Source organism: Pseudomonas sp. CCC3.1 (assembly GCF_034347405.1).
Taxonomy (GTDB): domain Bacteria; phylum Pseudomonadota; class Gammaproteobacteria; order Pseudomonadales; family Pseudomonadaceae; genus Aquipseudomonas.
This window is the reverse complement of record NZ_CP133778.1, coordinates 4,322,684-4,346,031: the sequence shown is the minus strand read 5'-3', so window position 1 is coordinate 4,346,031 and position 23,348 is coordinate 4,322,684. Positions and strand designations below refer to the sequence as shown.

The 23,348-nt window shown below is 55.1% G+C and carries 19 protein-coding genes and 2 tRNA genes; 20 read left to right on the top strand and 1 reads right to left on the bottom strand.

Annotated elements, in window-relative coordinates; all coding sequences use genetic code 11:
• The first annotated feature begins 30 nt into the window (after positions 1–30).
• The 6 genes from dnaK (at position 31) to greA (ending at position 9,414) form a co-directional block, all read left to right on the top strand.
• Complete coding sequence (gene dnaK, locus RHM56_RS19160; RefSeq protein ID WP_322235007.1) at positions 31–1,947, top strand: molecular chaperone DnaK; 1,917 nt, start codon at positions 31–33, stop codon at positions 1,945–1,947.
• Between the two features lie 319 nt (positions 1,948–2,266).
• A complete protein-coding gene (dnaJ, locus tag RHM56_RS19155; RefSeq protein WP_322235004.1) occupies positions 2,267–3,391 on the top strand; it encodes a molecular chaperone DnaJ in 1,125 nt (374 codons plus the stop codon).
• Between the two features lie 10 nt (positions 3,392–3,401).
• Positions 3,402–4,208: a 4-hydroxy-tetrahydrodipicolinate reductase gene (gene dapB, locus RHM56_RS19150; RefSeq protein ID WP_322235001.1), complete on the top strand. Its 807-nt coding sequence runs from the start codon at positions 3,402–3,404 to the stop codon at positions 4,206–4,208.
• A 258-nt stretch (positions 4,209–4,466) separates the two neighbouring features.
• On the top strand, positions 4,467–5,603 hold the full coding sequence (gene carA / locus RHM56_RS19145; RefSeq protein WP_322234998.1) for a glutamine-hydrolyzing carbamoyl-phosphate synthase small subunit: 1,137 nt from the start codon (positions 4,467–4,469) through the stop codon (positions 5,601–5,603).
• Positions 5,604–5,719: 116 nt separating this feature from the next.
• Positions 5,720–8,941, top strand: coding sequence for a carbamoyl-phosphate synthase large subunit (gene carB, locus RHM56_RS19140; RefSeq protein WP_019410407.1), 3,222 nt, complete (start codon positions 5,720–5,722; stop codon positions 8,939–8,941).
• Positions 8,938–9,414 carry a transcription elongation factor GreA gene (gene greA / locus RHM56_RS19135; protein ID WP_122783712.1) on the top strand — a complete coding sequence of 159 codons (477 nt, stop codon included), beginning with the start codon at positions 8,938–8,940 and terminating at the stop codon, positions 9,412–9,414. Before carB ends, greA begins: the two co-directional genes overlap by 4 nt.
• A gap of 292 nt (positions 9,415–9,706) precedes the next feature.
• On the opposite strand, the gene yhbY is transcribed toward greA, so the two are convergent.
• Positions 9,707–10,015, bottom strand: a complete 309-nt coding sequence (yhbY, locus tag RHM56_RS19130) for a ribosome assembly RNA-binding protein YhbY (RefSeq protein ID WP_322234996.1) — start codon at positions 10,013–10,015, stop codon at positions 9,707–9,709.
• 106 nt (positions 10,016–10,121) lie between these two features.
• Between yhbY and rlmE the strand changes: the two genes are divergently transcribed.
• The 14 genes from rlmE (at position 10,122) to rpsO (ending at position 23,168) form a co-directional block, all read left to right on the top strand.
• Complete coding sequence (gene rlmE, locus RHM56_RS19125) at positions 10,122–10,772, top strand: 23S rRNA (uridine(2552)-2'-O)-methyltransferase RlmE (protein ID WP_322234993.1); 651 nt, start codon at positions 10,122–10,124, stop codon at positions 10,770–10,772.
• A 191-nt stretch (positions 10,773–10,963) separates the two neighbouring features.
• Positions 10,964–12,874 carry an ATP-dependent zinc metalloprotease FtsH gene (ftsH, locus tag RHM56_RS19120; RefSeq protein ID WP_019410403.1) on the top strand — a complete coding sequence of 637 codons (1,911 nt, stop codon included), beginning with the start codon at positions 10,964–10,966 and terminating at the stop codon, positions 12,872–12,874.
• Between the two features lie 8 nt (positions 12,875–12,882).
• A complete protein-coding gene (folP, locus tag RHM56_RS19115; protein ID WP_322234991.1) occupies positions 12,883–13,734 on the top strand; it encodes a dihydropteroate synthase in 852 nt (283 codons plus the stop codon).
• Positions 13,735–13,750: 16 nt separating this feature from the next.
• On the top strand, positions 13,751–15,088 hold the full coding sequence (gene glmM, locus RHM56_RS19110; RefSeq protein WP_322234989.1) for a phosphoglucosamine mutase: 1,338 nt from the start codon (positions 13,751–13,753) through the stop codon (positions 15,086–15,088).
• Positions 15,089–15,154: 66 nt separating this feature from the next.
• Positions 15,155–15,910, top strand: coding sequence for a triose-phosphate isomerase (gene tpiA, locus RHM56_RS19105; protein WP_322234986.1), 756 nt, complete (start codon positions 15,155–15,157; stop codon positions 15,908–15,910).
• A gap of 4 nt (positions 15,911–15,914) precedes the next feature.
• Positions 15,915–16,298: a preprotein translocase subunit SecG gene (gene secG, locus RHM56_RS19100; protein WP_019410399.1), complete on the top strand. Its 384-nt coding sequence runs from the start codon at positions 15,915–15,917 to the stop codon at positions 16,296–16,298.
• A gap of 29 nt (positions 16,299–16,327) precedes the next feature.
• Positions 16,328–16,413: transfer RNA gene (locus RHM56_RS19095), tRNA-Leu, on the top strand.
• Positions 16,414–16,509: 96 nt separating this feature from the next.
• Positions 16,510–16,586: transfer RNA gene (locus RHM56_RS19090), tRNA-Met, on the top strand.
• A 141-nt stretch (positions 16,587–16,727) separates the two neighbouring features.
• A complete protein-coding gene (rimP, locus tag RHM56_RS19085) occupies positions 16,728–17,186 on the top strand; it encodes a ribosome maturation factor RimP (protein ID WP_322234983.1) in 459 nt (152 codons plus the stop codon).
• Positions 17,187–17,233: 47 nt separating this feature from the next.
• A complete protein-coding gene (nusA, locus tag RHM56_RS19080) occupies positions 17,234–18,715 on the top strand; it encodes a transcription termination factor NusA (RefSeq protein WP_019410397.1) in 1,482 nt (493 codons plus the stop codon).
• A gap of 27 nt (positions 18,716–18,742) precedes the next feature.
• Positions 18,743–21,256: a translation initiation factor IF-2 gene (gene infB, locus RHM56_RS19075; RefSeq protein WP_322234981.1), complete on the top strand. Its 2,514-nt coding sequence runs from the start codon at positions 18,743–18,745 to the stop codon at positions 21,254–21,256.
• Between the two features lie 158 nt (positions 21,257–21,414).
• A complete protein-coding gene (gene rbfA, locus RHM56_RS19070) occupies positions 21,415–21,816 on the top strand; it encodes a 30S ribosome-binding factor RbfA (RefSeq protein WP_322234979.1) in 402 nt (133 codons plus the stop codon).
• 3 nt (positions 21,817–21,819) lie between these two features.
• On the top strand, positions 21,820–22,737 hold the full coding sequence (gene truB, locus RHM56_RS19065) for a tRNA pseudouridine(55) synthase TruB (RefSeq protein ID WP_322234977.1): 918 nt from the start codon (positions 21,820–21,822) through the stop codon (positions 22,735–22,737).
• Positions 22,738–22,898: 161 nt separating this feature from the next.
• Complete coding sequence (gene rpsO, locus RHM56_RS19060; protein ID WP_016783433.1) at positions 22,899–23,168, top strand: 30S ribosomal protein S15; 270 nt, start codon at positions 22,899–22,901, stop codon at positions 23,166–23,168.
• The last annotated feature ends 180 nt before the right edge of the window (positions 23,169–23,348 follow it).

Sequence of the window (23,348 nt, the reverse complement as noted above, 5' to 3'; positions counted from 1 at the left end):
CAACAAAATCCAAATTTAGGGAGAGTTAACATGGGCAGAATTATCGGTATTGACCTCGGGACCACCAACTCGTGTGTGTCGGTTCTGGAAAACGGTAAAGCAAAAGTTATCGAAAACGCAGAAGGCGCGCGTACTACGCCGTCGATCGTTGCGTACGCTAACGATGGTGAAATTTTGGTTGGCCAATCCGCCAAGCGTCAGGCAGTGACCAATCCGCATAACACCCTGTACGCGGTGAAGCGTCTGATCGGTCGTCGTTTTGACGAAGAAGTTGTACAGAAAGACATTCAGATGGTGCCTTACAAGATCGCCAAGGCTGACAACGGCGACGCTTGGGTTGAAGTGAACGGCCAGAAAATGGCACCGCCACAAATCTCGGCTGAAATTCTGAAGAAAATGAAGAAGACTGCCGAAGACTACCTCGGCGAGCCAGTGACTGAAGCGGTGATTACCGTTCCGGCCTACTTCAACGACAGCCAGCGTCAGGCGACCAAAGACGCCGGCCGTATCGCGGGTCTGGACGTAAAACGCATCATCAACGAACCAACCGCAGCTGCTCTGGCTTACGGTATGGATAAAGCGAAAGGCGACCACACGGTCATCGTTTATGACTTGGGTGGCGGTACTTTTGACGTATCGGTTATTGAAATTGCTGAAGTTGATGGCGAGCACCAGTTTGAAGTGCTGGCGACCAACGGTGACACGTTCCTGGGTGGTGAAGACTTTGATATCCGTCTGATCGACTACCTGGTTGACGAGTTCAAGAAAGAAAGCGGCATGAACCTTAAAGGTGACCCGCTGGCGATGCAGCGTCTGAAAGAAGCTGCTGAAAAAGCCAAGATCGAACTGTCTTCGAGCCAGTCGACTGATGTGAATCTGCCGTACATCACTGCAGATGCCACCGGTCCTAAGCACTTGAACGTGAAAATTTCGCGCGCCAAGCTGGAATCGCTGGTTGAAGACCTGGTTCAGCGCACCATCGAGCCTTGCCGTCTGGCTCTGAAAGATGCTGGTATCGATGTTGGCGCGATCAACGACGTGATTCTGGTCGGTGGTCAGACTCGTATGCCGCTGGTACAGAAGCTGGTCACTGAGTTCTTCGGCAAAGAAGCACGTAAAGATGTGAACCCGGACGAAGCGGTTGCAATGGGTGCTGCTATCCAGGGCGCGGTATTGGCTGGTGATGTTAAAGACGTTCTGCTGCTGGACGTGAGCCCGCTGACGCTGGGTATCGAAACCATGGGCGGTGTAATGACTGCTCTGATCGAGAAAAACACCACGATTCCTACCAAGAAATCGCAAGTGTTCTCGACTGCTGACGATAACCAGGGCGCGGTGACCATTCACGTGCTGCAAGGTGAGCGTAAACAAGCGGCTCAGAACAAGTCGTTGGGCAAGTTCGACCTGGCTGACATTCCACCTGCTCCACGTGGCGTGCCTCAGATCGAAGTAACCTTCGACATCGATGCCAACGGCATCCTGCACGTAAGTGCAAAAGACAAGGCGACTGGCAAGTCTCAGTCCATCGTGATCAAGGCGAACTCGGGTCTGTCCGAGGAAGAAATTGCTCAGATGGTACGTGACGCTGAAGTCAACGCTGAGGAAGACCGCAAGTTTGAAGAGCTGGCGGCAGCGCGTAACCAGGGCGACGCACTGGTTCACTCGACTCGTAAAATGGTTGCTGATGCTGGCGACAAGGTTACTGAGGAAGAGAAAGCTGCAATTGAAGCTGCTGTAGTTGCACTTGAAGCCGCTGTTAAAGGCGACGACAAGGCTGCTATCGAAGCCAAGGTTGAAGAGCTGTCCAAGGTGTCTGCTCCAGTCGCACAGAAAATGTACGCGGAGCAAGCGAACCCGGCAGACGCAGCGGCCAAGCCAGCTGATTCGGCTGAAAAAGCGGATGACGTTGTCGACGCTGAGTTCGAAGAAGTTAAAGACCACAAGTAATTAGCTTGTTGGTCGGCCGGTTGACCGTGCATAAGCGGTGACTGGTAGGATGTCGCCGCGCGGGAGCTTGCTCCCGCGTTGGCGTGTCTGGAGTAGAGGAATTTTTACAGCATGCGACAAGGTCGAATGCTGGCGGTTGGGACAAACGCTTTTATGTGTCTCTGTCTGAAGTAACCGCTCCTGTCGGCCAATGCATTGGCTGTTAATCAGAAACCAATATCGTTGAAAAGACGTGAGTTGAGCCTTGTTTGTCCAGGCTCGGCGGGTTTGGTGAGGCTCGGGAGGGTTTTTCCAAACGTCCTTGAGAGTGCAAAGAATTATGGCAAAGCGCGACTATTACGAAATATTGGGTGTCGAACGGACCACCACTGAGGTGGAGCTGAAAAAAGCGTATCGTCGTCTCGCAATGAAGCATCACCCGGACCGTAATCCGGATGACAAGGCCTCCGAAGAGCTGTTTAAAGAGGCGAATGAGGCGTATGAAGTGCTGTCGGACTCCAGCAAGCGTGCTGCTTACGATCAGTACGGCCATGCCGGTGTTGATCCGCAAATGGGTGGCGGCGGTGCTGGTTTTGGTGGGCAGAACTTCTCCGATATCTTCGGCGATGTATTCAGCGATTTCTTTGGCGGCGGCCGTGGCGGCTCTCGGGGTGGTGCTCAGCGCGGAAGCGATTTGCGCTACACACTGGAACTGAACCTGGAAGAAGCTGTACGCGGTACCACGGTCAATATTCGTGTGCCGACGTTGGTCAATTGCAAGCCGTGCGACGGTTCCGGCGCGAAGAAAGGTTCTTCGCCAGTGACCTGTACCACCTGTGGCGGTATTGGTCAGGTGCGCATGCAACAGGGTTTCTTCTCTGTTCAGCAGACCTGCCCGCGTTGCCATGGCCAAGGCAAGATCATCTCCGATCCTTGTGAAAGCTGCCGTGGCGAAGGTCGCGTAGAAGAGTACAAAACGCTTTCCGTGAAAGTGCCGGCGGGTGTCGATACGGGTGATCGTATTCGTCTGTCTGGCGAAGGTGAAGCAGGTGTGCAGGGCGGCCCGGCTGGCGATCTGTACGTGGTCATCGATGTGCGCGAGCACGCGATTTTCCAGCGCGATGGCAAACATCTGTTCTGTGAGGTGCCAATCAGTTTTGCTGATGCTGCACTGGGTGCGGAACTTGAAGTGCCGACGCTGGATGGTCGGGTCAAGCTCAAAGTCCCTGAGGGCACGCAAACCGGTAAGCAGTTCCGCCTGCGTGGCAAAGGTGTTGCTCCGGTTCGTGGTGGCGGTGTTGGCGACTTGATGTGCCGTGTTGTGGTTGAGACGCCTGTGAAGCTGAGCCGTCGTCAGCGTGAGTTGATGGAAGAGTTCCGTTCGACGCTGGAAGGCGATAGCTGCCACTCGCCGAACGCGACCGGTTGGTTCGAAGGTGTGAAGCGTTTCTTCGGCGACTTATAAGGGGCAGGGCATGCGACGTATAGCTGTGATGGGCGCTGCCGGGCGCATGGGCAAGACGCTGATTGATGCGGTGCAGCAGCGTTCACCGCTGTGTGGCCTGACTGCGGCGGTTGTCCGTCCAGGCAGTTCGCTGGTGGGCGCTGATGCGGGTGAGCTCGTGTCTCTTGGGCGCATCGGTGTGCCGCTGTCAGCAAGCCTTGAAGATGTTGCTGATGAATTCGACGTACTGATTGATTTCACGCTGCCTGAGGTGATGCTCAATAACCTGGCTTTCTGCCGCAAGACGGGCAAAGCCATGGTGATCGGTACCACGGGGTTGAGCGCTGCACAGAAGCAGTTGCTGGTTGAAGCTGCAAAAGATATTCCGATTGTGTTTGCGGCGAACTTCAGTGTTGGCGTCAACCTGTCGCTCAAGTTGCTCGATATGGCGGCGCGGGTGATGGGTGATGATGCGGATATTGAAATCATCGAAGCTCATCACCGGCACAAGGTTGATGCGCCATCGGGCACGGCCATGCGCATGGGTGAGGTGATTGCTGATGCGTTGGGGCGTGACCTGCAAAAGGTTGCGGTTTACGGCCGTGAAGGCCATACCGGTGCTCGTGAGCGCGAGACTATTGGTTTTGCGACCGTTCGCGGCGGCGATGTGGTTGGCGATCATACGGTTCTGTTTGCTGCAGAGGGTGAGCGTCTTGAGATCACCCACAAGGCATCCAGTCGCATGACTTTCGCCAAGGGTGCTGTTCGCGCTGCCTTGTGGCTGCAAGGGCGTGAGCCTGGTTTGTACGACATGCAAGATGTGCTCGACCTGCGTTGAGTCGACTCTGTAAAATCGGGCTGTTGCGCAACCTGCAGCCCGATTTTTAACCGCTAAGCGATGACCTGTCGCATTCCTCTGCCTTTTCGGCTCTTTAGCGGTAGACCAAAAAAGCCTTTTTCTGTAAGCTACAGCTTTAGTGTGTCCACTAAAAGCGCGCAGATATTCGATGAAGAAGCGGGGTGACGTGTCCATACGTCACTCCGCTTTTTTACAACCTGCGATCGCCCTTTCAGGCTTTATTTACGGGAGGTCTTCTTGACTAAGCAAGCCATACTCGCCCTCGCTGATGGCAGCATTTTTCGCGGCGAAGCCATTGGGGCCGACGGTCAGACCGTTGGTGAGGTGGTGTTTAACACCGCAATGACTGGCTACCAGGAGATCCTGACGGATCCTTCCTATGCTCAGCAAATCGTGACCCTGACTTACCCGCATGTTGGCAATACCGGCACTACCCCGGAAGATGCCGAGTCTGATCGTGTCTGGTCCGCAGGTTTGGTAATTCGTGATCTGCCGCTGGTTGCCAGCAACTGGCGTAACACAATGTCGCTGTCTGACTACCTGAAAGCCAACAATGTTGTGGCAATCGCCGGTATCGACACTCGCCGTCTGACTCGCATTTTGCGCGAGAAGGGCGCGCAGAACGGCTGCATCATGGCCGGTGACAACATCTCGGATGAAGCAGCGATTGCAGCAGCTCGCGGCTTCCCAGGCCTGAAAGGCATGGATCTGGCGAAAGTCGTCAGCACCGAAAAAGCCTACGAATGGCGTTCGAGCGTCTGGAACCTGGCAACTGACAGCCATCCGACGATTGAAGCCAGCGATTTGCCTTACCACGTAGTGGCTTATGACTACGGTGTTAAGTGGAACATCCTGCGTATGTTGGTTGAGCGTGGCTGCCGCGTGACAGTGGTTCCAGCACAGACACCGGCCAGCGATGTTCTGGCTCTCAATCCAGATGGTGTGTTCCTGTCCAACGGCCCGGGCGATCCTGAGCCTTGCGACTACGCGATCACGGCGATTCAAGACGTGTTGAAAACCGAGATTCCGGTATTCGGCATCTGCTTGGGTCACCAGTTGCTGGCACTGGCCTCTGGCGCCAAGACCGTGAAAATGGGTCATGGCCACCACGGCGCGAACCACCCGGTTCAAGACCTGGACACCGGTGTTGTGATGATCACCAGTCAAAACCACGGTTTTGCGGTTGATGAAGCGACGTTGCCAGCCAACGTACGTGCCATTCACAAGTCGCTGTTCGACGGTACCTTGCAAGGCATCGAACTGACTGACAAGAGCGCTTTCAGCTTCCAGGGTCACCCTGAAGCGAGCCCGGGCCCGAACGACGTTGCACCGCTGTTCGATCGCTTCATCAATGAGATGGCCAAGCGCCGCTGATCAGCCCTTCGCAATGAGTAGCCCAAGGGCGGCCCCGACATTCGGCGGCCCCTTGGGTGGCTCAGGAAACTGATCGACGGCTTGCCGACTGACCTGCGGATTTGAGTGACAAACCCATGCCAAAACGTACAGACATTAAAAGCATCCTGATTCTCGGCGCTGGCCCGATTGTTATCGGCCAGGCCTGCGAATTCGACTACTCCGGCGCCCAAGCCTGTAAGGCTCTGCGTGAGGAGGGTTACCGCGTCATCCTGGTGAACTCTAACCCAGCCACCATCATGACCGACCCGGACATGGCCGATGCCACCTACATCGAGCCGATCAAGTGGCAGACAGTAGCCAAAATCATTGAAAAAGAGCGTCCAGATGCGCTGCTGCCAACCATGGGTGGCCAAACAGCTCTGAACTGCGCACTGGACCTGGAGCGCGAAGGCGTTCTGGAGAAGTTCGGCGTAGAGATGATCGGTGCTAACGCCGACACCATCGACAAGGCTGAAGACCGTTCGCGTTTCGACAAAGCGATGAAATCCATCGGCCTGGATTGCCCGCGCTCCGGTATCGCTCACAGCATGGAAGAGGCCAACGCGGTTCTCGAAAAACTGGGCTTCCCGTGCATTATCCGCCCGTCCTTCACCATGGGCGGCACCGGTGGCGGCATTGCTTACAATCGTGAAGAGTTCGAAGAAATCTGTGCTCGTGGTCTGGACCTGTCGCCAACCAAAGAGTTGTTGATCGACGAATCGCTGATTGGCTGGAAAGAGTACGAGATGGAGGTTGTCCGCGATAAGAAAGACAACTGCATCATCGTTTGCTCGATCGAAAACTTTGACCCGATGGGCGTGCACACCGGTGACTCGATCACCGTTGCTCCTGCGCAAACCCTGACTGACAAAGAATATCAAATCATGCGTAACGCCTCGTTGGCGGTACTGCGTGAGATCGGCGTTGAAACCGGCGGTTCCAACGTTCAGTTCGGTATCTGCCCGGACACTGGCCGTATGGTCGTGATCGAGATGAACCCGCGTGTATCCCGCTCTTCGGCGCTGGCTTCCAAAGCCACTGGCTTCCCGATTGCGCGTATCGCCGCCAAGCTGGCGATCGGCTACACCCTGGACGAGTTGCAAAACGAAATCACCGGCGGCGCGACACCTGCGTCCTTCGAGCCGTCCATCGACTACGTTGTGACCAAGCTGCCACGCTTTGCTTTCGAAAAGTTTGCAAAAGCCGATGCGCGTTTGACCACGCAGATGAAGTCCGTGGGTGAAGTTATGGCTATTGGCCGGACTTTCCAGGAATCGCTGCAGAAAGCCCTTCGCGGTCTGGAAGTGGGCGTTAGCGGTCTTGATCCAAAGCTCGACCTGAGCAACCCGGAAAGCATGGCCGTGCTCAAGCGCGAGCTGACTGTGCCGGGTGCCGAGCGTATCTGGTACGTGGCTGACGCGTTCCGTGCGGGCATGACTGTTGAAGATATCTTCGGCATGAACATGATTGACCCTTGGTTCCTGGTACAGATCGAAGATCTGATCAAGGACGAAGAGAAGATCAAGACTCAAGGCCTGTCTTCGATCGATCGCGACACCATGTACCGTCTCAAACGCAAAGGCTTCTCTGATGCGCGTTTGGCTGTGCTGCTGGGTGTGACCGAGAAAAACCTGCGTCGCCACCGTCACAAGCTGGAAGTGTTCCCGGTCTACAAGCGCGTTGACACCTGCGCGGCCGAGTTCGCCACAGACACCGCTTATATGTACTCGACCTATGAGGAAGAGTGCGAAGCCAACCCGTCGGACCGTGACAAGATCATGATTCTGGGTGGTGGTCCGAACCGTATCGGTCAAGGTATCGAGTTCGACTATTGCTGCGTTCACGCTGCCCTGGCGCTGCGTGCTGATGGTTACGAAACCATCATGGTCAACTGCAACCCGGAAACTGTTTCCACTGACTACGACACCTCGGATCGCTTGTACTTTGAATCCGTAACCTTGGAAGACGTGCTGGAAATCGTCCGCGTCGAGAAGCCAAAAGGCGTGATCGTTCAGTACGGCGGCCAAACCCCGCTGAAACTGGCTCGTGCTCTGGAAGAGGCAGGCGTACCGATCATCGGTACCAGCCCTGACGCTATCGACCGTGCAGAAGACCGTGAGCGCTTCCAGCAAATGGTTGAGCGTCTGAACCTGCGTCAGCCGCCAAACGCCACTGTGCGCAGCGAAGACGAAGCCATCCGCGCTGCCGGCAAGATCGGTTACCCGCTGGTTGTTCGTCCTTCCTACGTGTTGGGTGGTCGTGCGATGGAAATCGTTTACGAAGAAGAAGAGCTCAAGCGTTACCTGCGCGATGCGGTGAAAGTGTCCAACGACAGCCCTGTGCTGCTGGACCACTTCTTGAACTGCGCAATCGAAATGGACGTTGATGCTGTCTGTGACGGCACCGACGTTGTGATCGGCGCGATCATGCAACACATCGAACAAGCCGGTGTTCACTCCGGTGACTCCGCATGTTCGCTGCCGCCGTACTCGCTGCCGCTGCATATCCAGGACGAGATGCGCGAACAGGTCAAGAAAATGGCCCTGGAGTTGGGTGTTGTCGGCCTGATGAACGTGCAGTTGGCCCTGCAAGGCGAAGACATCTACGTGATTGAAGTGAACCCGCGTGCTTCGCGTACCGTTCCTTTCGTGTCCAAGTGCATTGGTGTCTCGCTGGCAATGATCGCTGCTCGCGTGATGGCCGGTAAGACCCTGAAGGAAATTGGTTTCACTAAAGAAATCATTCCTAACTTCTACAGCGTGAAAGAAGCGGTCTTCCCGTTCGCCAAATTCCCGGGTGTTGACCCGATCCTCGGCCCAGAGATGAAGTCGACGGGCGAAGTGATGGGCGTGGGTGATACCTTCGGTGAAGCGTTTGCCAAGGCTCAGATGGGCGCAAGCGAAGTGCTGCCAACTGGCGGTACTGCGTTTATCAGCGTGCGTGACGACGACAAGCCTTTGGTGGCGGGTGTTGCGCGTGATCTGATCAGCCTCGGCTTTGAGATCGTTTCGACTGCGGGCACCGCCAAGTTCATCGAAGCTGCTGGTTTGAAAGTTCGCCGCGTGAACAAGGTGACCGAAGGTCGTCCGCACGTTGTCGATATGATCAAAAATGACGAAGTCACGTTGATCATCAACACTACTGAAGGTCGTCAGTCGATTGCTGACTCTTACTCCATTCGCCGCAACGCTCTGCAGCACAAGATTTACTGCACCACGACTATTGCTGCTGGCGAAGCGATCTGCGAAGCGCTTAAGTTCGGTCCTGAAAAAACCGTACGTCGCTTGCAGGATCTCCACGCAGGATTGAAGGCATGATCAAATACCCAATGACCGTCCAGGGCGCGAAAGCCCTGGAAGAAGAACACGCACACCTGACTAAGGTTGTTCGGCCCAAGCTGAGCCAGGACATCGGCACGGCACGTGAGCTGGGCGACCTGAAAGAAAACGCTGAATACCATGCTGCCCGTGAGCAGCAAGGTATGGTTGAGGCGCGTATTCGCGATATCGAAGGCCGCATGCAGAACGCGGTCATCATTGATGTCACGACTATTCCTCATACCGGCAAAGTGATTTTCGGCACCACGGTTGAAATCGCTAACGTTGAAACTGACGAAAGCGTGACTTATCAGATCGTGGGAGAGGATGAGGCTGACTTCAAGCTCGGAAAAATCTCCGTAGGTTCGCCACTTGCTCGCGCCTTGATTGCTAAGGAAGAGGGTGACGTGGTTGCGGTGAAAACACCGAGCGGCGTCATTGAGTACGAGATTGTCGAAGTGCGTCACATCTAAGTAAAAGCGCCCGCTTCGTGCGGGCGCTCTGCTTTGGCCGCTAGCCCGGACTTATGGGTTGGCCGCTTGCGGTTGCTTTACACAGAATTTGTGCGGTGCTGGTCTGAATAGATTGGTGCGGCGGTTGGTTAAGGCATCGCGTGGAGCGCTTTGAATGCAGCGCATGTCGCGTGATGTTATCTGCTGGCGGGATGTAGTGCGTTGGGCGGTTCTGGCTGCCTGATGCATTGCGCGGGCAGTTGTTGAAAAAGGTGTCAGGGCGCGCAATGCGCGCCCTTGACCCCTGTCGGCATCACTTGAAACGATGGATGTTCGACAGATGCTTGTTAACATTGACGTTCTTGCGGTACAGAAGCGCCATTTTGCCGATAACCTGTACCAATTCCGCTTTGCCGGCCTTGCACAGTTCTGCAATGGCCTCCAGGCGGGATTCGCGGTCCAGGATGTTGACTTTGATTTTAATCAGCTCGTGATCGCCCAATGCGCGTTCGAGTTCGGCTAAAACACCTTCAGTCAAACCATTATCAGCCACAGTCAATACTGGTTTCAGATGGTGGCCAATGGATTTGTACTGTTTCTTCTGCTCTTGAGTGAGCGGCATAATCTGACCCCTGTGTCTGATCTTGTAAAAAGCGGCGGCCAGTTTACCCGAGCGAGTCCGGGACCGCCCAGTTAATCACGACCCGTTTATATTTTTGAGGTGGCCCGTGGCCCGTTCCAAGACTAGCCTTAACTGGCTGAAAGAGCATTTCAACGACCCATACGTCAAAATGGCGCAAAAAGATGGGTATCGTTCGCGTGCAAGTTACAAGCTTCTGGAGATCCAGGAGCGTGATCGTTTGATACGCCCGGGCATGACGGTGATTGACCTGGGCGCCGCCCCGGGTGGCTGGTCGCAGGTGACTAGCCGTCTGATCGGTGGCCAAGGCCGTTTGATTGCTTCGGACATTCTGGACATGGACAGCATTCCAGATGTGACCTTCATCAAGGGTGACTTTACCGAGGACGCTGTACTGGCTCAGATTCTTGAGGCTGTCGGAAATACACAAGTAGACCTTGTGATTTCAGATATGGCCCCCAATATGAGTGGATTGGCAGCTGTAGATATGCCGCGGGCAATGTTCCTCTGTGAATTGGCACTGGATCTTGCCGGGCGAGTTCTGCGTCCGGGTGGTGATTTTTTGATCAAGGTCTTCCAGGGTGAGGGCTTCGACCAATACCACAAAGACATCCGCAAACTTTTTGATAAGGTGCAGATGCGCAAGCCAAGCTCGTCACGAGACCGGTCCCGCGAGCAGTATCTGCTAGGGCGCGGCTTCCGTGGAATCGAGGGTTCTGCCAGTGATGAACGTCTCTGACAGGGGCGATAAGTTTTTTTGTATCGCTTTACAGCGCTGTCACAACGAATATTGTGTAGTCAAAGTTTCACAAAGGGTTACAGACGGAGCCTGCAAGGGTTGTAGGCAATGTAGTAAGTTATGCCGGTGAATATCATGCGAAGCACGCTTCAGTAGCGGGGCTTGCTTCAGAGGGTAGCTAATTGAACGATATGGCAAAGAATCTGATCCTGTGGTTGATCATCGCAGCTGTCTTGGTGACAGTGATGAACAACTTCTCCAGTCCAAACGAGCCACAAACCCTCAACTATTCCGACTTCATCCAGCAAGTTAAGGATGGCAAGGTCGAGCGCGTTGCCGTGGATGGCTACGTGATTACCGGCAAACGAAGCGATGGCGATACCTTCAAAACCATTCGTCCGGCAATTCAGGACAACGGTTTGATCGGTGACTTGGTTGATAACCATGTGACCGTTGAGGGCAAACTGCCTGAGCAGCAAAGCATCTGGACTCAACTGTTGGTTGCGAGCTTCCCGATTCTGGTGATCATCGCTGTCTTCATGTTCTTTATGCGTCAAATGCAGGGCGGTGCCGGCGGTAAAGGCGGCCCGATGAGCTTTGGCAAGAGCAAGGCGCGTCTGTTGTCCGAAGACCAGGTCAAAACGACTCTGGCTGACGTTGCAGGCTGTGATGAAGCCAAAGAAGAAGTGGGTGAACTGGTTGAGTTCCTCCGTGATCCAGGCAAATTTCAGCGCTTGGGTGGTCGTATTCCTCGTGGTGTGCTGATGGTTGGCCCGCCAGGTACCGGTAAAACCCTGCTCGCCAAGGCGATTGCTGGCGAAGCCAAGGTTCCATTTTTCACGATTTCCGGTTCCGACTTCGTTGAGATGTTCGTGGGCGTCGGTGCGAGCCGTGTTCGTGACATGTTTGAGCAAGCTAAAAAGCATGCGCCTTGCATCATCTTCATCGACGAAATCGACGCAGTCGGTCGTCACCGTGGTGCCGGTATGGGCGGCGGTCATGATGAGCGTGAGCAGACCCTCAACCAATTGCTGGTTGAGATGGACGGCTTTGAAATGAATGACGGCATCATTGTGATCGCCGCCACCAACCGTCCTGACGTGCTAGACCCTGCGCTTTTGCGTCCGGGCCGTTTTGACCGTCAGGTAGTGGTTGGTTTGCCAGATATCCGTGGTCGTGAGCAGATCCTCAAAGTGCACATGCGTAAAGTGCCGATGGGTGATGACGTTCAGGCGGGCGTGATTGCACGGGGTACTCCGGGTTTCTCGGGTGCTGACCTCGCTAACCTGGTGAACGAAGCGTCCTTGTTCGCAGCGCGTACCGGTAAGCGCGTTGTTGAAATGAAAGAATTTGAGCTGGCCAAAGACAAAATCATGATGGGCGCCGAGCGCAAATCGATGGTGATGTCGGATAAAGAAAAGCGTAATACGGCCTATCACGAAGCGGGTCACGCTATTGTTGGTCGTGTCGTGCCTGAGCATGATCCGGTTTACAAAGTGTCGATCATTCCACGTGGTCGTGCATTGGGCGTCACTATGTTCCTGCCGGAAGAGGATCGTTATAGCCTCTCCAAACGTGCGCTGATCAGCCAGATTTGCTCGCTGTACGGCGGTCGTATCGCTGAAGAGATGACTTTGGGTTTTGACGGTGTGACCACCGGTGCATCCAACGACATCATGCGTGCGAGCCAGATTGCGCGAAACATGGTCACCAAGTGGGGCTTGTCCGAGAAGTTGGGCCCGCTGATGTATGCCGAAGATGACGAGTCTTATCTGGGGCGCGGTGGCGGTGGTCAAGGGGCTAGCGTTTCGGGCGAGACAGCCAAGCTGATCGACTCTGAGGTGCGAAGCATCATTGATGAGTGCTATGGCACGGCCAAACAGATCCTGACTGACAATCGTGACAAGCTGGAAGCGATGGCGGATGCGTTGATGAAGTACGAGACGATCGATGCCGATCAGATCGACGACATCATGGCCGGTCGTCCACCGCGTGAGCCGCGTGACTGGGAAGGCGGTGGCACAGGTACCCCAACTGCGCCGCCGTTGGATAAAACCGAGCGTCCAGAAGCACCTATCGGCGGCCCTGCTGCTGATCACTAAGGCTTGAAATGACTTCTGCTCAGTCCCTGACCCGGTTGCCTTGCGGCAACCGGGTTCTTGATTTAACCCATGCGCATGTTATGGGTATTCTTAATGTCACTCCTGACTCGTTCTCTGATGGCGGTCGCTTCGCTCCGGTAGATGCGGCTTTGCGCCATGCCGAGGCTATGGTGTTGGCGGGCGCCACCCTGATTGATGTGGGGGGTGAGTCCACGCGTCCAGGTGCTCGCGTAGTGTTGCCACAAGAAGAGCTTGATCGGGTCGCTCCTGTTGTCGAGCGCATCAGTCGTGAACTTGATGTGATTATCTCGGTCGATACCTCCGCGCCAATTGTCATGACCGAAGTTGCGCGCCTGGGGGCGGGGCTTATCAATGATGTGCGCTCGCTGCGCCGAGAAGGTGCCGTGCAGGCTGCTGCTGCCACGGGGCTGCCGGTATGTCTGATGCATATGCTGGGTGAGCCGGGCGATATGCAGGATAATCCGCATTACGCCGATCTGGTGGGTGAGGTTTCGGCATTTCTGGTTGAGCGAATGGAGTGTTGCGCGGCGGCTGGAATTGCAGCTGAGCGCATCGTCCTTGATCCGGGCTTTGGCTTTGCAAAAACACTGCAACACAACCTGAGTCTGTTTAAGCACATGGACACCCTGCATGCGTTGGGGCGGCCATTGCTGGTGGGTGTGTCGCGTAAAAGTATGATCGGGCAGACGTTGAATCGGCCAGTCGGTGAGCGCCTTTATGGCAGTCTTGCGCTGGCAGCACTTGCTGTGACTAAAGGGGCGCGTATTGTTCGCGTCCATGACGTTGCCGAAACGGTTGATGTGGTACGGATGATCGCAGCGGTAGAGTCCGCCGACTAAGAACAATGGAGCACTTATGACGAAGAAATATTTTGGCACCGACGGTATTCGCGGTCGCGTCGGCGTTTATCCGATTACCCCAGATTTCATGCTCAAGTTGGGTTGGGCTGCGGGTATGGCGTTTCGTAGCATGGGTGCTTGTCGAATCCTGGTCGGCAAAGACACGCGTATTTCGGGCTATATGTTTGAGTCTGCACTAGAAGCCGGTTTATCGGCAGCTGGGGCAGATGTCATGCTCTTGGGGCCAATGCCTACGCCGGCGATTGCGTACCTCACGCGTACTTTCCATGCGGAAGCGGGCATCGTGATCAGTGCTTCGCACAACCCTCATGACGATAACGGTATCAAGTTCTTTTCGGGTGAGGGTACCAAGCTCCCTGACGAGGTTGAGCTGATGATCGAGGAGCTGCTGGATGCTCCAATGACGGTCGTGGACTCTGACAAACTGGGCAAGGTGTCGCGTATCAATGATGCCTCTGGCCGCTATATCGAATTTTGCAAAAGCAGCGTGCCGACCAGCACCAACTTCAGCGGTCTGAACATCGTCATCGATTGCGCGCATGGTGCAACGTATAAGGTCGCGCCGAGCGTGTTCAAAGAGTTAGGCGCGAACGTCACTGTTTTGTCGGCTCAACCCAATGGTCTGAACATCAATGACAACTGTGGTTCGACCCATATGGGGTCGTTACAGGCAGCTGTTTTGTCTGAGAAAGCTGATTTGGGTATCGCTTTTGATGGCGATGGCGATCGAGTGCTGATGGTTGATCACACAGGTGCCATCGTCGATGGTGATGAGCTGTTGTTCATCATTGCGCGTGATTTGCATGAGCGCGGTAAATTGCAGGGCGGTGTTGTTGGAACGCTGATGAGCAATCTGGGGCTTGAACTGGCGCTGGCCGATCTTGGTATTCCGTTCGTGCGGGCCAATGTGGGAGATCGTTATGTCATTGCGGGTTTGCAAGAGCATGATTGGCAGATCGGTGGTGAAAACTCCGGGCATATCGTTTGCTTCCAGCACACCACAACGGGGGATGCGATCATTGCGGCCCTGCAAGTGCTGCTGGCGCTGCGTCGCCGTGGTGAAGGTCTGGCTCAGTCCCGTCAGGCGTTGCGTAAGTGTCCGCAGGTGCTGCTGAATGTACGCTTTGCGGGTGGCGTAGATCCTGTTGAGCATCCCGCCATCAAAGAGGCGTGTGCGCGTGTTACAGAGGCGATGAAAGGTCGTGGGCGCGTGTTGTTGCGCAAGTCGGGTACCGAGCCGTTGGTGCGTGTGATGGTGGAAGGTGATGACGAAACTATGGTTCGTGGTTACGCAGAAGAGCTGGCGAAGCTGGTAAGTGAAGTTTGTGCCTGAATTCGGCTTGCCAGCGCGGATGTGGTTGGGTAACATCTGCGCCCACTTTGACCGACGAGGTAAAGCATGCGTCGCACTATGGTAGCTGGTAACTGGAAGATGCACGGTACCCGCGCCAGCGTCGCTGAGCTGATCGACGGTCTGCGTAATCTGGCCTTGCCGAGCGGTGTTGAGATTGCGGTATTCCCATCTGACTTGTTTATTGATCGTGTAATCAATGGCTTGAAAGATACGCCAATTTCGGTTGGTGCTCAGGATGCTGCAATCGACGAGAAGCAAGGTGCGCTGACAGGGGAAATTTCTCCGAGCCAGTTGGTGGATGCGGGTTGCAAGTTGGTACTTGTTGGGCACTCAGAGCGTCGCCTGATTTTGGGTGAGCAGGATGAGACGCTTAATCGCAAGTTTGCAGCCGCTCAAGCTTCTGGCTTAACGCCGGTGTTGTGCATAGGGGAGACCCTGGAGCAGCGTGAGGCGGGGCAAACGCTTGAAGTTGTGGAGCGTCAGCTGAACGTTGTCATTGATGAGTTCGGTATTGAGGCTTTTACAAACGCAGTGATTGCATACGAGCCGGTCTGGGCCATTGGTACCGGACTGACTGCAACACCGCAGCAAGCGCAAGATGTGCATGCGGCCATTCGCGCACAGCTGGCGCAGAAGAATTCTGAGGTTGCACAAGGTGTGCGACTTCTATACGGCGGCAGCGTGAAGGCGGCCAATGCGGTCGAACTGTTCAGCATGCCGGATATCGATGGGGGGCTCATTGGTGGGGCTTCCCTGAATGCAGATGAGTTCGGTGCGATTTGTCGCGCCGCGGGAAACTGAGAAAATGCTGGAAACAGTCGTAGTCGTTTTTCATCTGTTGGGTGCATTGGGCGTAATTGCTCTGGTATTGCTGCAACAGGGTAAAGGTGCGGATGCTGGAGCATCTTTCGGAGCAGGTGCATCAAATACTGTGTTCGGAAGCCAAGGTTCCTCTACCTTTCTTAGTAAGTTTACTGCTATACTTGCCGCAGGTTTTTTCATAACCAGCTTAGGGTTAGGTTACTTTGCTAAAGAGAAAGCTCATGAGCTGACTCAAGTAGGTTTGCCAGATCCAGCAGTGTTGGAAGCACCAAAGCAAAAACCGGCTTCAGATGATGTGCCGGTGCTTAATGAGCAAAAGTCGGCTACTCCAGCGACTGACGTACCTCCAGCTCAAGAGCAAAAGTAAAACGGGTTTCATGATGTAACTGTAGTATTGCCGAGGTGGTGGAATTGGTAGACACGCAACCTTGAGGTGGTTGTGCCCATAGGGTGTAGGGGTTCGAGTCCCCTTCTCGGTACCAATTATCAAGAATGCCCGCAGTAGCGGGCTTTCTTGTATGTGGAAGGCTACATTGACCCTGAAAAGGATCAAACGTATACTTCCGCTCCAGCTTTGTCGCGGGATGGAGCAGTCTGGTAGCTCGTCGGGCTCATAACCCGAAGGTCGTCGGTTCAAATCCGGCTCCCGCAACCAGTTTTAGCGGAGCCCCTTATTAGGGGCTTTTTGTTAACTGGACACTTTATAGCGTCGGTATTCAACGACGTTTCAGAGATGGGCGCTTCGCCCATTTTTTTATTTTGCACAGCATGCACAAACATGCACTAGGGGGTTCAGGTGTCGAGCAAGCTAGAAGAGTTGCAGGCCTTGTTGGCCCCGGTGGTCGTGGCCCTTGGCTATGAATGCTGGGGTATTGAATTTTCGGCTCAGGGCCGCCATTCAATGTTGCGTGTGTATATCGACAAGGAAGGCGGCGTTTTGGTGGATGACTGCGCAATTGTCAGTCGTCAAATCAGCGGCGTTCTGGATGTCGAAGATCCTATTTCTGTTGAGTACACCCTTGAGGTTTCTTCTCCTGGCATGGAGCGCCCGCTGTTCACGGTTGAACAGTTTGCCCAATTCGCCGGTGAGCAAGTAAAGATCAAGCTGCGTTCACCCTTTGAAGGGCGACGCAACTTTCAGGGCCTTCTGCGCGGCGTAGAAGAACAAGACGTAGTGGTGCAAGTTGAGGACCACGAGTTCTTGTTGCCGATCGATATGATCGACAAGGCCAACATTATTCCCAGTTTTGACTGAGACGCGGATCCCGCGGATCCAATGGCTTGCGAAAGGCGAGGCGTACGATGAGCAAAGAAGTACTGCTGGTTGTTGAGTCGGTGTCCAATGAAAAGGGCGTACCGGCAAACGTAATTTTTGAAGCGCTGGAGCTGGCTCTGGCCACCGCTACCAAAAAGCGTTTTGAGGACGAAGTCGATCTGCGTGTGGAAATCAACCGCCACACCGGTAACTATGAGACTTTCCGTCGCTGGACTGTGGTCGAAGACGAAGATCTGGATGATCCAGCAATCGAGTTGGCGGTAGACCAGGCCCAGGCAAAACAGCCAGGCGCTGTAGCTGGCGATATTATCGAAGAGAAAATCGATTCTATCGAATTCGGTCGGATTGCTGCACAAACTGCCAAACAGGTTATTGTGCAAAAAGTCCGCGAAGCTGAGCGCGCTCAAGTAGTCGATGCTTATCGCGAGCGTTTGGGCGAAATCATTTCTGGCACCGTTAAAAAAGTGACACGTGACAACGTGATCGTCGATCTGGGTAACAACGCAGAAGCGTTGCTGGCCCGTGAAGACATCATCTCGCGTGAAACTTTCCGTGTTGGCGTACGCCTTCGCGCATTGTTGAAAGAAATTCGTACCGAGAACCGCGGTCCTCAACTGATTCTGTCGCGCACTGCGCCAGAGATGTTGATCGAGCTGTTCCGTATCGAAGTTCCAGAAATCTCTGAAGGCCTGATCGAAGTAATGGCGGCCTCCCGAGATCCTGGATCGCGCGCTAAAATAGCCGTTCGCTCCAAAGACAAACGCATTGATCCGCAAGGTGCTTGCATTGGTATGCGCGGTTCGCGCGTCCAGGCAGTGTCCGGCGAATTGGGCGGAGAGCGAGTGGATATCGTCCTTTGGGATGACAACCCGGCGCAGTTCGTGATCAACGCAATGTCGCCAGCAGAAGTAGCGGCAATTATTGTCGACGAAGATGCCCATGCAATGGACATCGCCGTTGGCGCAGACAATCTGGCCCAGGCGATTGGTCGCGGCGGTCAGAACGTACGTTTGGCTAGCCAGTTGACTGGCTGGACCTTGAACGTGATGACCGAATCGGACATCCAGGCTAAGCAGCAAGCAGAAACCGGCGACATCCTGCGCAACTTCATCGAAGAGTTGGAAGTTGATGAAGAGTTGGCGCAGGTGCTGGTTGATGAAGGCTTCACCAGCCTGGAAGAGATTGCCTACGTACCGGTGGAAGAAATGCTCAACATCGACGGCTTTGACGAAGATATCGTCAACGAGCTTCGCGCTCGGGCCAAGGATCGCTTGTTGACTAAAGCCATCGCTACTGAGGAAAAGCTGGCAGACGCCCATCCGGCCGAAGACCTGCTCTCGCTTGAGGGTATGGACAAGGATTTGGCGATGGAACTGGCGGTGCGCGGCGTAATTACCCGCGAAGACCTGGCCGAGCAGTCTATTGACGACCTGCTCGACATCGACGGCATTGACGATGATCGTGCCGGCAAGTTGATCATGGCCGCCCGAGCCCATTGGTTCGAGTAATTAGGCGCGGCCTGAGGAGAGAAATGCATGACGCAAGTCACGGTGAAACAACTGGCCGATGAGGTCAAAACACCGGTTGAGCGCCTGTTGCAGCAGATGCGTGAGGCAGGTCTGCCGCACACCGCCGCCGAGCAGAATGTGACCGACAGTGAGAAGCAAGCTCTGCTGACTCACCTGAAAAGCAGCCACAAGGCGAAAGTGGAAGAACCGCGCAAAATCACTTTGCAGCGTAAAACCACCAGTACCCTGCGTGTTGCTGGAAGCAAAAGCATCAGCGTTGAAGTACGCAAGAAGAAAGTCTTCGTACAGCAAAGCCCGGAAGAAATTGAAGCCGAGCGCAAACGTGAGATGGATGAACGCCGTGCAGTAGAAAATGCCGCACGTCAAAAGGCTGAAGAAGAGTCCAAGCGTCGCGCCGAAGAAGAAGCGCGTCGTCAGCCTGCCGCTGCTCCGACTGCCGCGCCTGTTGCTGCTCCTGCACCTGTGCAAACTGCACCGGTAGCCGCGCCTGCACCAGCTGCACCTGCTCCAGCAGCAGATGCACGCAAGCGTGATGAGCAACGTCGTCCAGACAAACCACGTGCTGACGATAACAATCGTCGCGGCAGTGGCGATGGCGAGCGCAAAAACGCTCCGCATCGTGCTTCTGTTAAAGAGAAAGCGCCAACTCCACGCGTTGCACCTCGCACCTCCGACGAAGAAAGCGACAGCTTCCGTCGCGGTGGTCGTGGCAAGAGCAAGCTGAAGAAGCGCAACGCTCACGGTTTCCAGAGCCCAACCGGCCCTGTGGTTCGTGACGTACAGATTGGCGAGACCATCACTGTCGGCGATTTGGCTGCACAGATGTCGGTCAAGGCTGCCGAAGTCATCAAGTTCATGTTCAAGCTGGGTACTCCAGCGACCATCAACCAGGTACTGGATCAGGAAACTGCCCAACTGGTTGCTGAAGAACTGGGCCACAAAGTGACTCTGGTCAGCGACAACGCTCTGGAAGATTCCCTGGCCGAGTCCCTGAAGTTCGAAGGCGAGTCGTTCTCCCGTGCACCGGTTGTGACCGTAATGGGCCACGTTGACCACGGTAAAACGTCCCTGCTCGACTACATCCGTCGTGCCAAGGTAGCTGCTGGCGAAGCCGGTGGTATTACTCAGCACATCGGTGCATACCACGTTGAAACCGAACGCGGCATGGTCACTTTCCTCGATACCCCGGGTCACGCAGCGTTTACCGCAATGCGTGCACGTGGTGCCAAGGCCACTGACATCGTGATTCTGGTTGTGGCTGCAGACGACGGTGTAATGCCGCAAACCATCGAAGCGGTTCAGCATGCGAAAGCAGCTGGCGTGCCTCTGGTGGTTGCAGTGAACAAAATCGACAAGCCAGGTGCTGACCTCGATCGCATCCGTAGCGAACTGTCCGTTCACGGCGTGACGTCGGAAGAGTGGGGTGGTGACACTCCGTTTGTTTCAGTCTCGGCGAAAATGGGTACGGGCGTTGACGAGTTGCTCGAAGCCGTATTGCTGCAAGCTGAAGTTCTGGAACTCAAGGCGACTCCATCGGCTCCTGGCCGTGGCGTAGTTGTTGAGTCCCGTCTGGACAAAGGCCGTGGCCCTGTTGCGACTGTTCTGGTTCAAGACGGTACCCTGCGCCAAGGCGACATGGTTCTGGTCGGTTCCAACTATGGCCGCATCCGCGCCATGCTCGACGAGAACGGCAAGCCAATCAAGGAAGCCGGTCCATCCATCCCTGTCGAGATTCTCGGCCTGGACGGAACGCCAGATGCTGGCGACGAGATGAGCGTAATGACCGACGAGAAGAAGGCGCGTGAAGTTGCCCTGTTCCGTCAAGGCAAGTTCCGCGAAGTGAAGCTGGCGCGTGCTCACGCAGGCAAGCTGGAAAACATCTTCGAGAACATGGGCCAGGAAGAGAAGAAGACGCTTAACATCGTCCTCAAATCTGACGTCCGTGGTTCGTTGGAAGCTCTGCAGGGCGCTCTGAGCGGCCTGGGTAACGACGAAGTGCAAGTGCGCGTAGTGGGCGGCGGTGTCGGTGGTATCACCGAGAGCGACGCTAACCTGGCACTGGCCTCCAACGCTGTATTGTTCGGCTTCAACGTGCGTGCTGATGCTGGCGCTCGCAAGATTGTCGAGCAAGAAGGCCTGGACATGCGTTACTACAACGTCATCTACGACATCATCGAAGACGTCAAGAAAGCCCTTACCGGCATGCTTGGCAGCGACGTTCGGGAGAACATCCTGGGTATCGCTGAAGTCCGCGACGTATTCCGTTCGCCTAAGTTCGGTGCGATTGCAGGTTGTATGGTGCTGGAAGGTGTTGTTCACCGTAACCGTCCAATCCGTGTACTGCGCGAAGACATCGTTATCTTCGAAGGCGAGCTGGAATCCCTGCGCCGCTTCAAAGATGACGCGTCCGAAGTGCGTGCTGGCATGGAATGCGGTATCGGCGTCAAGAGCTACAACGACGTTAAAGTCGGCGACAAAATCGAAGTGTTCGAGAAGGTCCAGGTTGCTCGCAGCCTCTAAATCGCGAGCCTCAAGAGCGAGGACGAGCACAGGCATGCAAATGCAACGTGCTCGGCCTGGACTCTAAACGCAACGCCCGGTCCGGCTTCTGTCTGGCCGGGCGTTTGCCGCTTTCAGAACGCATGGGTTTCCCATGGGTGAGTGACAGGTAACAAGACATGGCAAAAGAATATAGCCGTACCCAACGTATCGGCGATCAGATGCAGCGCGAGCTGGCCCAACTGATCCGTCGTGAAGTCAAAGACCCGCGTGTGGGTCTGGTCACCATTACTGCCGTTGAAGTCAGCCGTGACGTGGGTCACGCCAAGATCTTCATCACCGTAATGGGGCAGGACAACGCAGAAGATATTGCGCAGACCATCAAGGTATTGAACTCCGCAGCTGGCTTCCTGCGCATGCAACTGGCGCGTGAAATGAAACTGCGTAGCGTGCCTCAATTGCACTTCCACTACGACGAAAGCGTTGTGCGCGGTGCCCATCTGTCCGCTTTGATCGAGCGTGCAGTGGCTGAGGACAACCAGCACCCTGGCGCCAGCACTCCTGAAGACACCAAGGAGTAACCGGTGGCTCAGGTCAAGCGTATCCGTCGTAACGTCAGCGGCATCATCCTGCTCGATAAACCGCTAGGATTCACCTCCAATGCGGCCTTGCAGAAAGTCCGCTGGCTGCTCAATGCCGAGAAGGCAGGGCACACCGGTAGCCTCGATCCATTGGCCAGCGGCGTCTTGCCGTTGTGCTTTGGCGAAGCCACCAAGTTTTCGCAATACCTGCTCGATTCCGACAAGGGTTATGAAACCCTGATGCAATTGGGCAAGACTACGACCACTGCTGACGCCGAAGGTGAGGTTTTACTCACGCGTCCAGTGACCGTTGGTCGCACCGATATCGAAGCTGTATTGCCTGAATTTCGTGGGCAAATCAGTCAGATACCGCCGATGTACTCGGCGCTGAAGCGCGACGGTCAGCCGCTTTACAAGTTGGCCCGTGCAGGCGAAGTGGTGGAGCGTGAACCACGTTCTGTTACTATTACCCGCCTCGAATTACTGGCCAGCGAAGGCGACACTGCGCGCTTGTCCGTTGACTGCACCAAAGGCACCTATATCCGGACCCTCGTGGAAGATATTGGTGAAGCATTAGGTTGCGGTGCATACGTTGCAGAGCTGCGTCGCACGCACGCCGGACCTTTCAGTCTGGCCCAAACGGTCACGCTGGAAGAGCTGGAAGCTGTACACGCCGAAGGCGGCAATGAAGCAGTTGATCGCTTCCTGATGCCATCGGACAGCGGTTTGCTGGACTGGCCGTTGCTGCACTTCTCGGAGGCCAGCGCGTTCTATTGGCTCAATGGCCAACCGGTACGTGCGCCTGATGCCCCGAAGTTCGGCATGGTGCGGGTACAAGATCACAACGGTCGCTTCATCGGTATCGGTGAAGTGAGCGAAGACGGGCGCATCGCGCCGCGTCGACTGATTCGGTCAGAATGACCGGAACAGGACGAATCGGGGTGTAATGCCTCGGATCGTACTGAAAAGAGGGTGGCTGTTATTAGGCACGGTCACATCTCACATTTAAATACGAGGATTTGTCCTCGGCCTATTGGATCTGTCTTGCTCGCAAGCAGACCCCTAATGAAAGGAAATGCCTCATGGCACTGACAGTTGAACACAAAGCAGAAATCGTAAAAGACTACCAGCAAGCTCCAGGTGATACAGGTTCTCCAGAAGTGCAAGTTGCACTGCTGACCTTTAACATCAACACGCTGCAAGGTCACTTCAAAGCAAACAGCAAAGACCACCACTCCCGTCGTGGTCTGATCCGCATGGTAAACCAGCGTCGTAAGCTGCTGGACTACCTGAAAGGCAAGAACGTTGAGCGTTACAAAGCGCTGATCGCTCGCCTGGGTCTGCGTCGCTAATAGCGATGTTGCTAGAGGCTGGTCGTCTGTCGTGCGTTTGTGGGTTTCCTACAGACGTACGTCAGGCTTCCAGCCTCAAGTTTTATCTGGACCAGACGGATCCTTACGAAAGCTCGCCTGGCAGGCGGTTTTCGTAAGCATCTTGAATCGGGCATGACCCGGCAGTGCACACGTATTTCG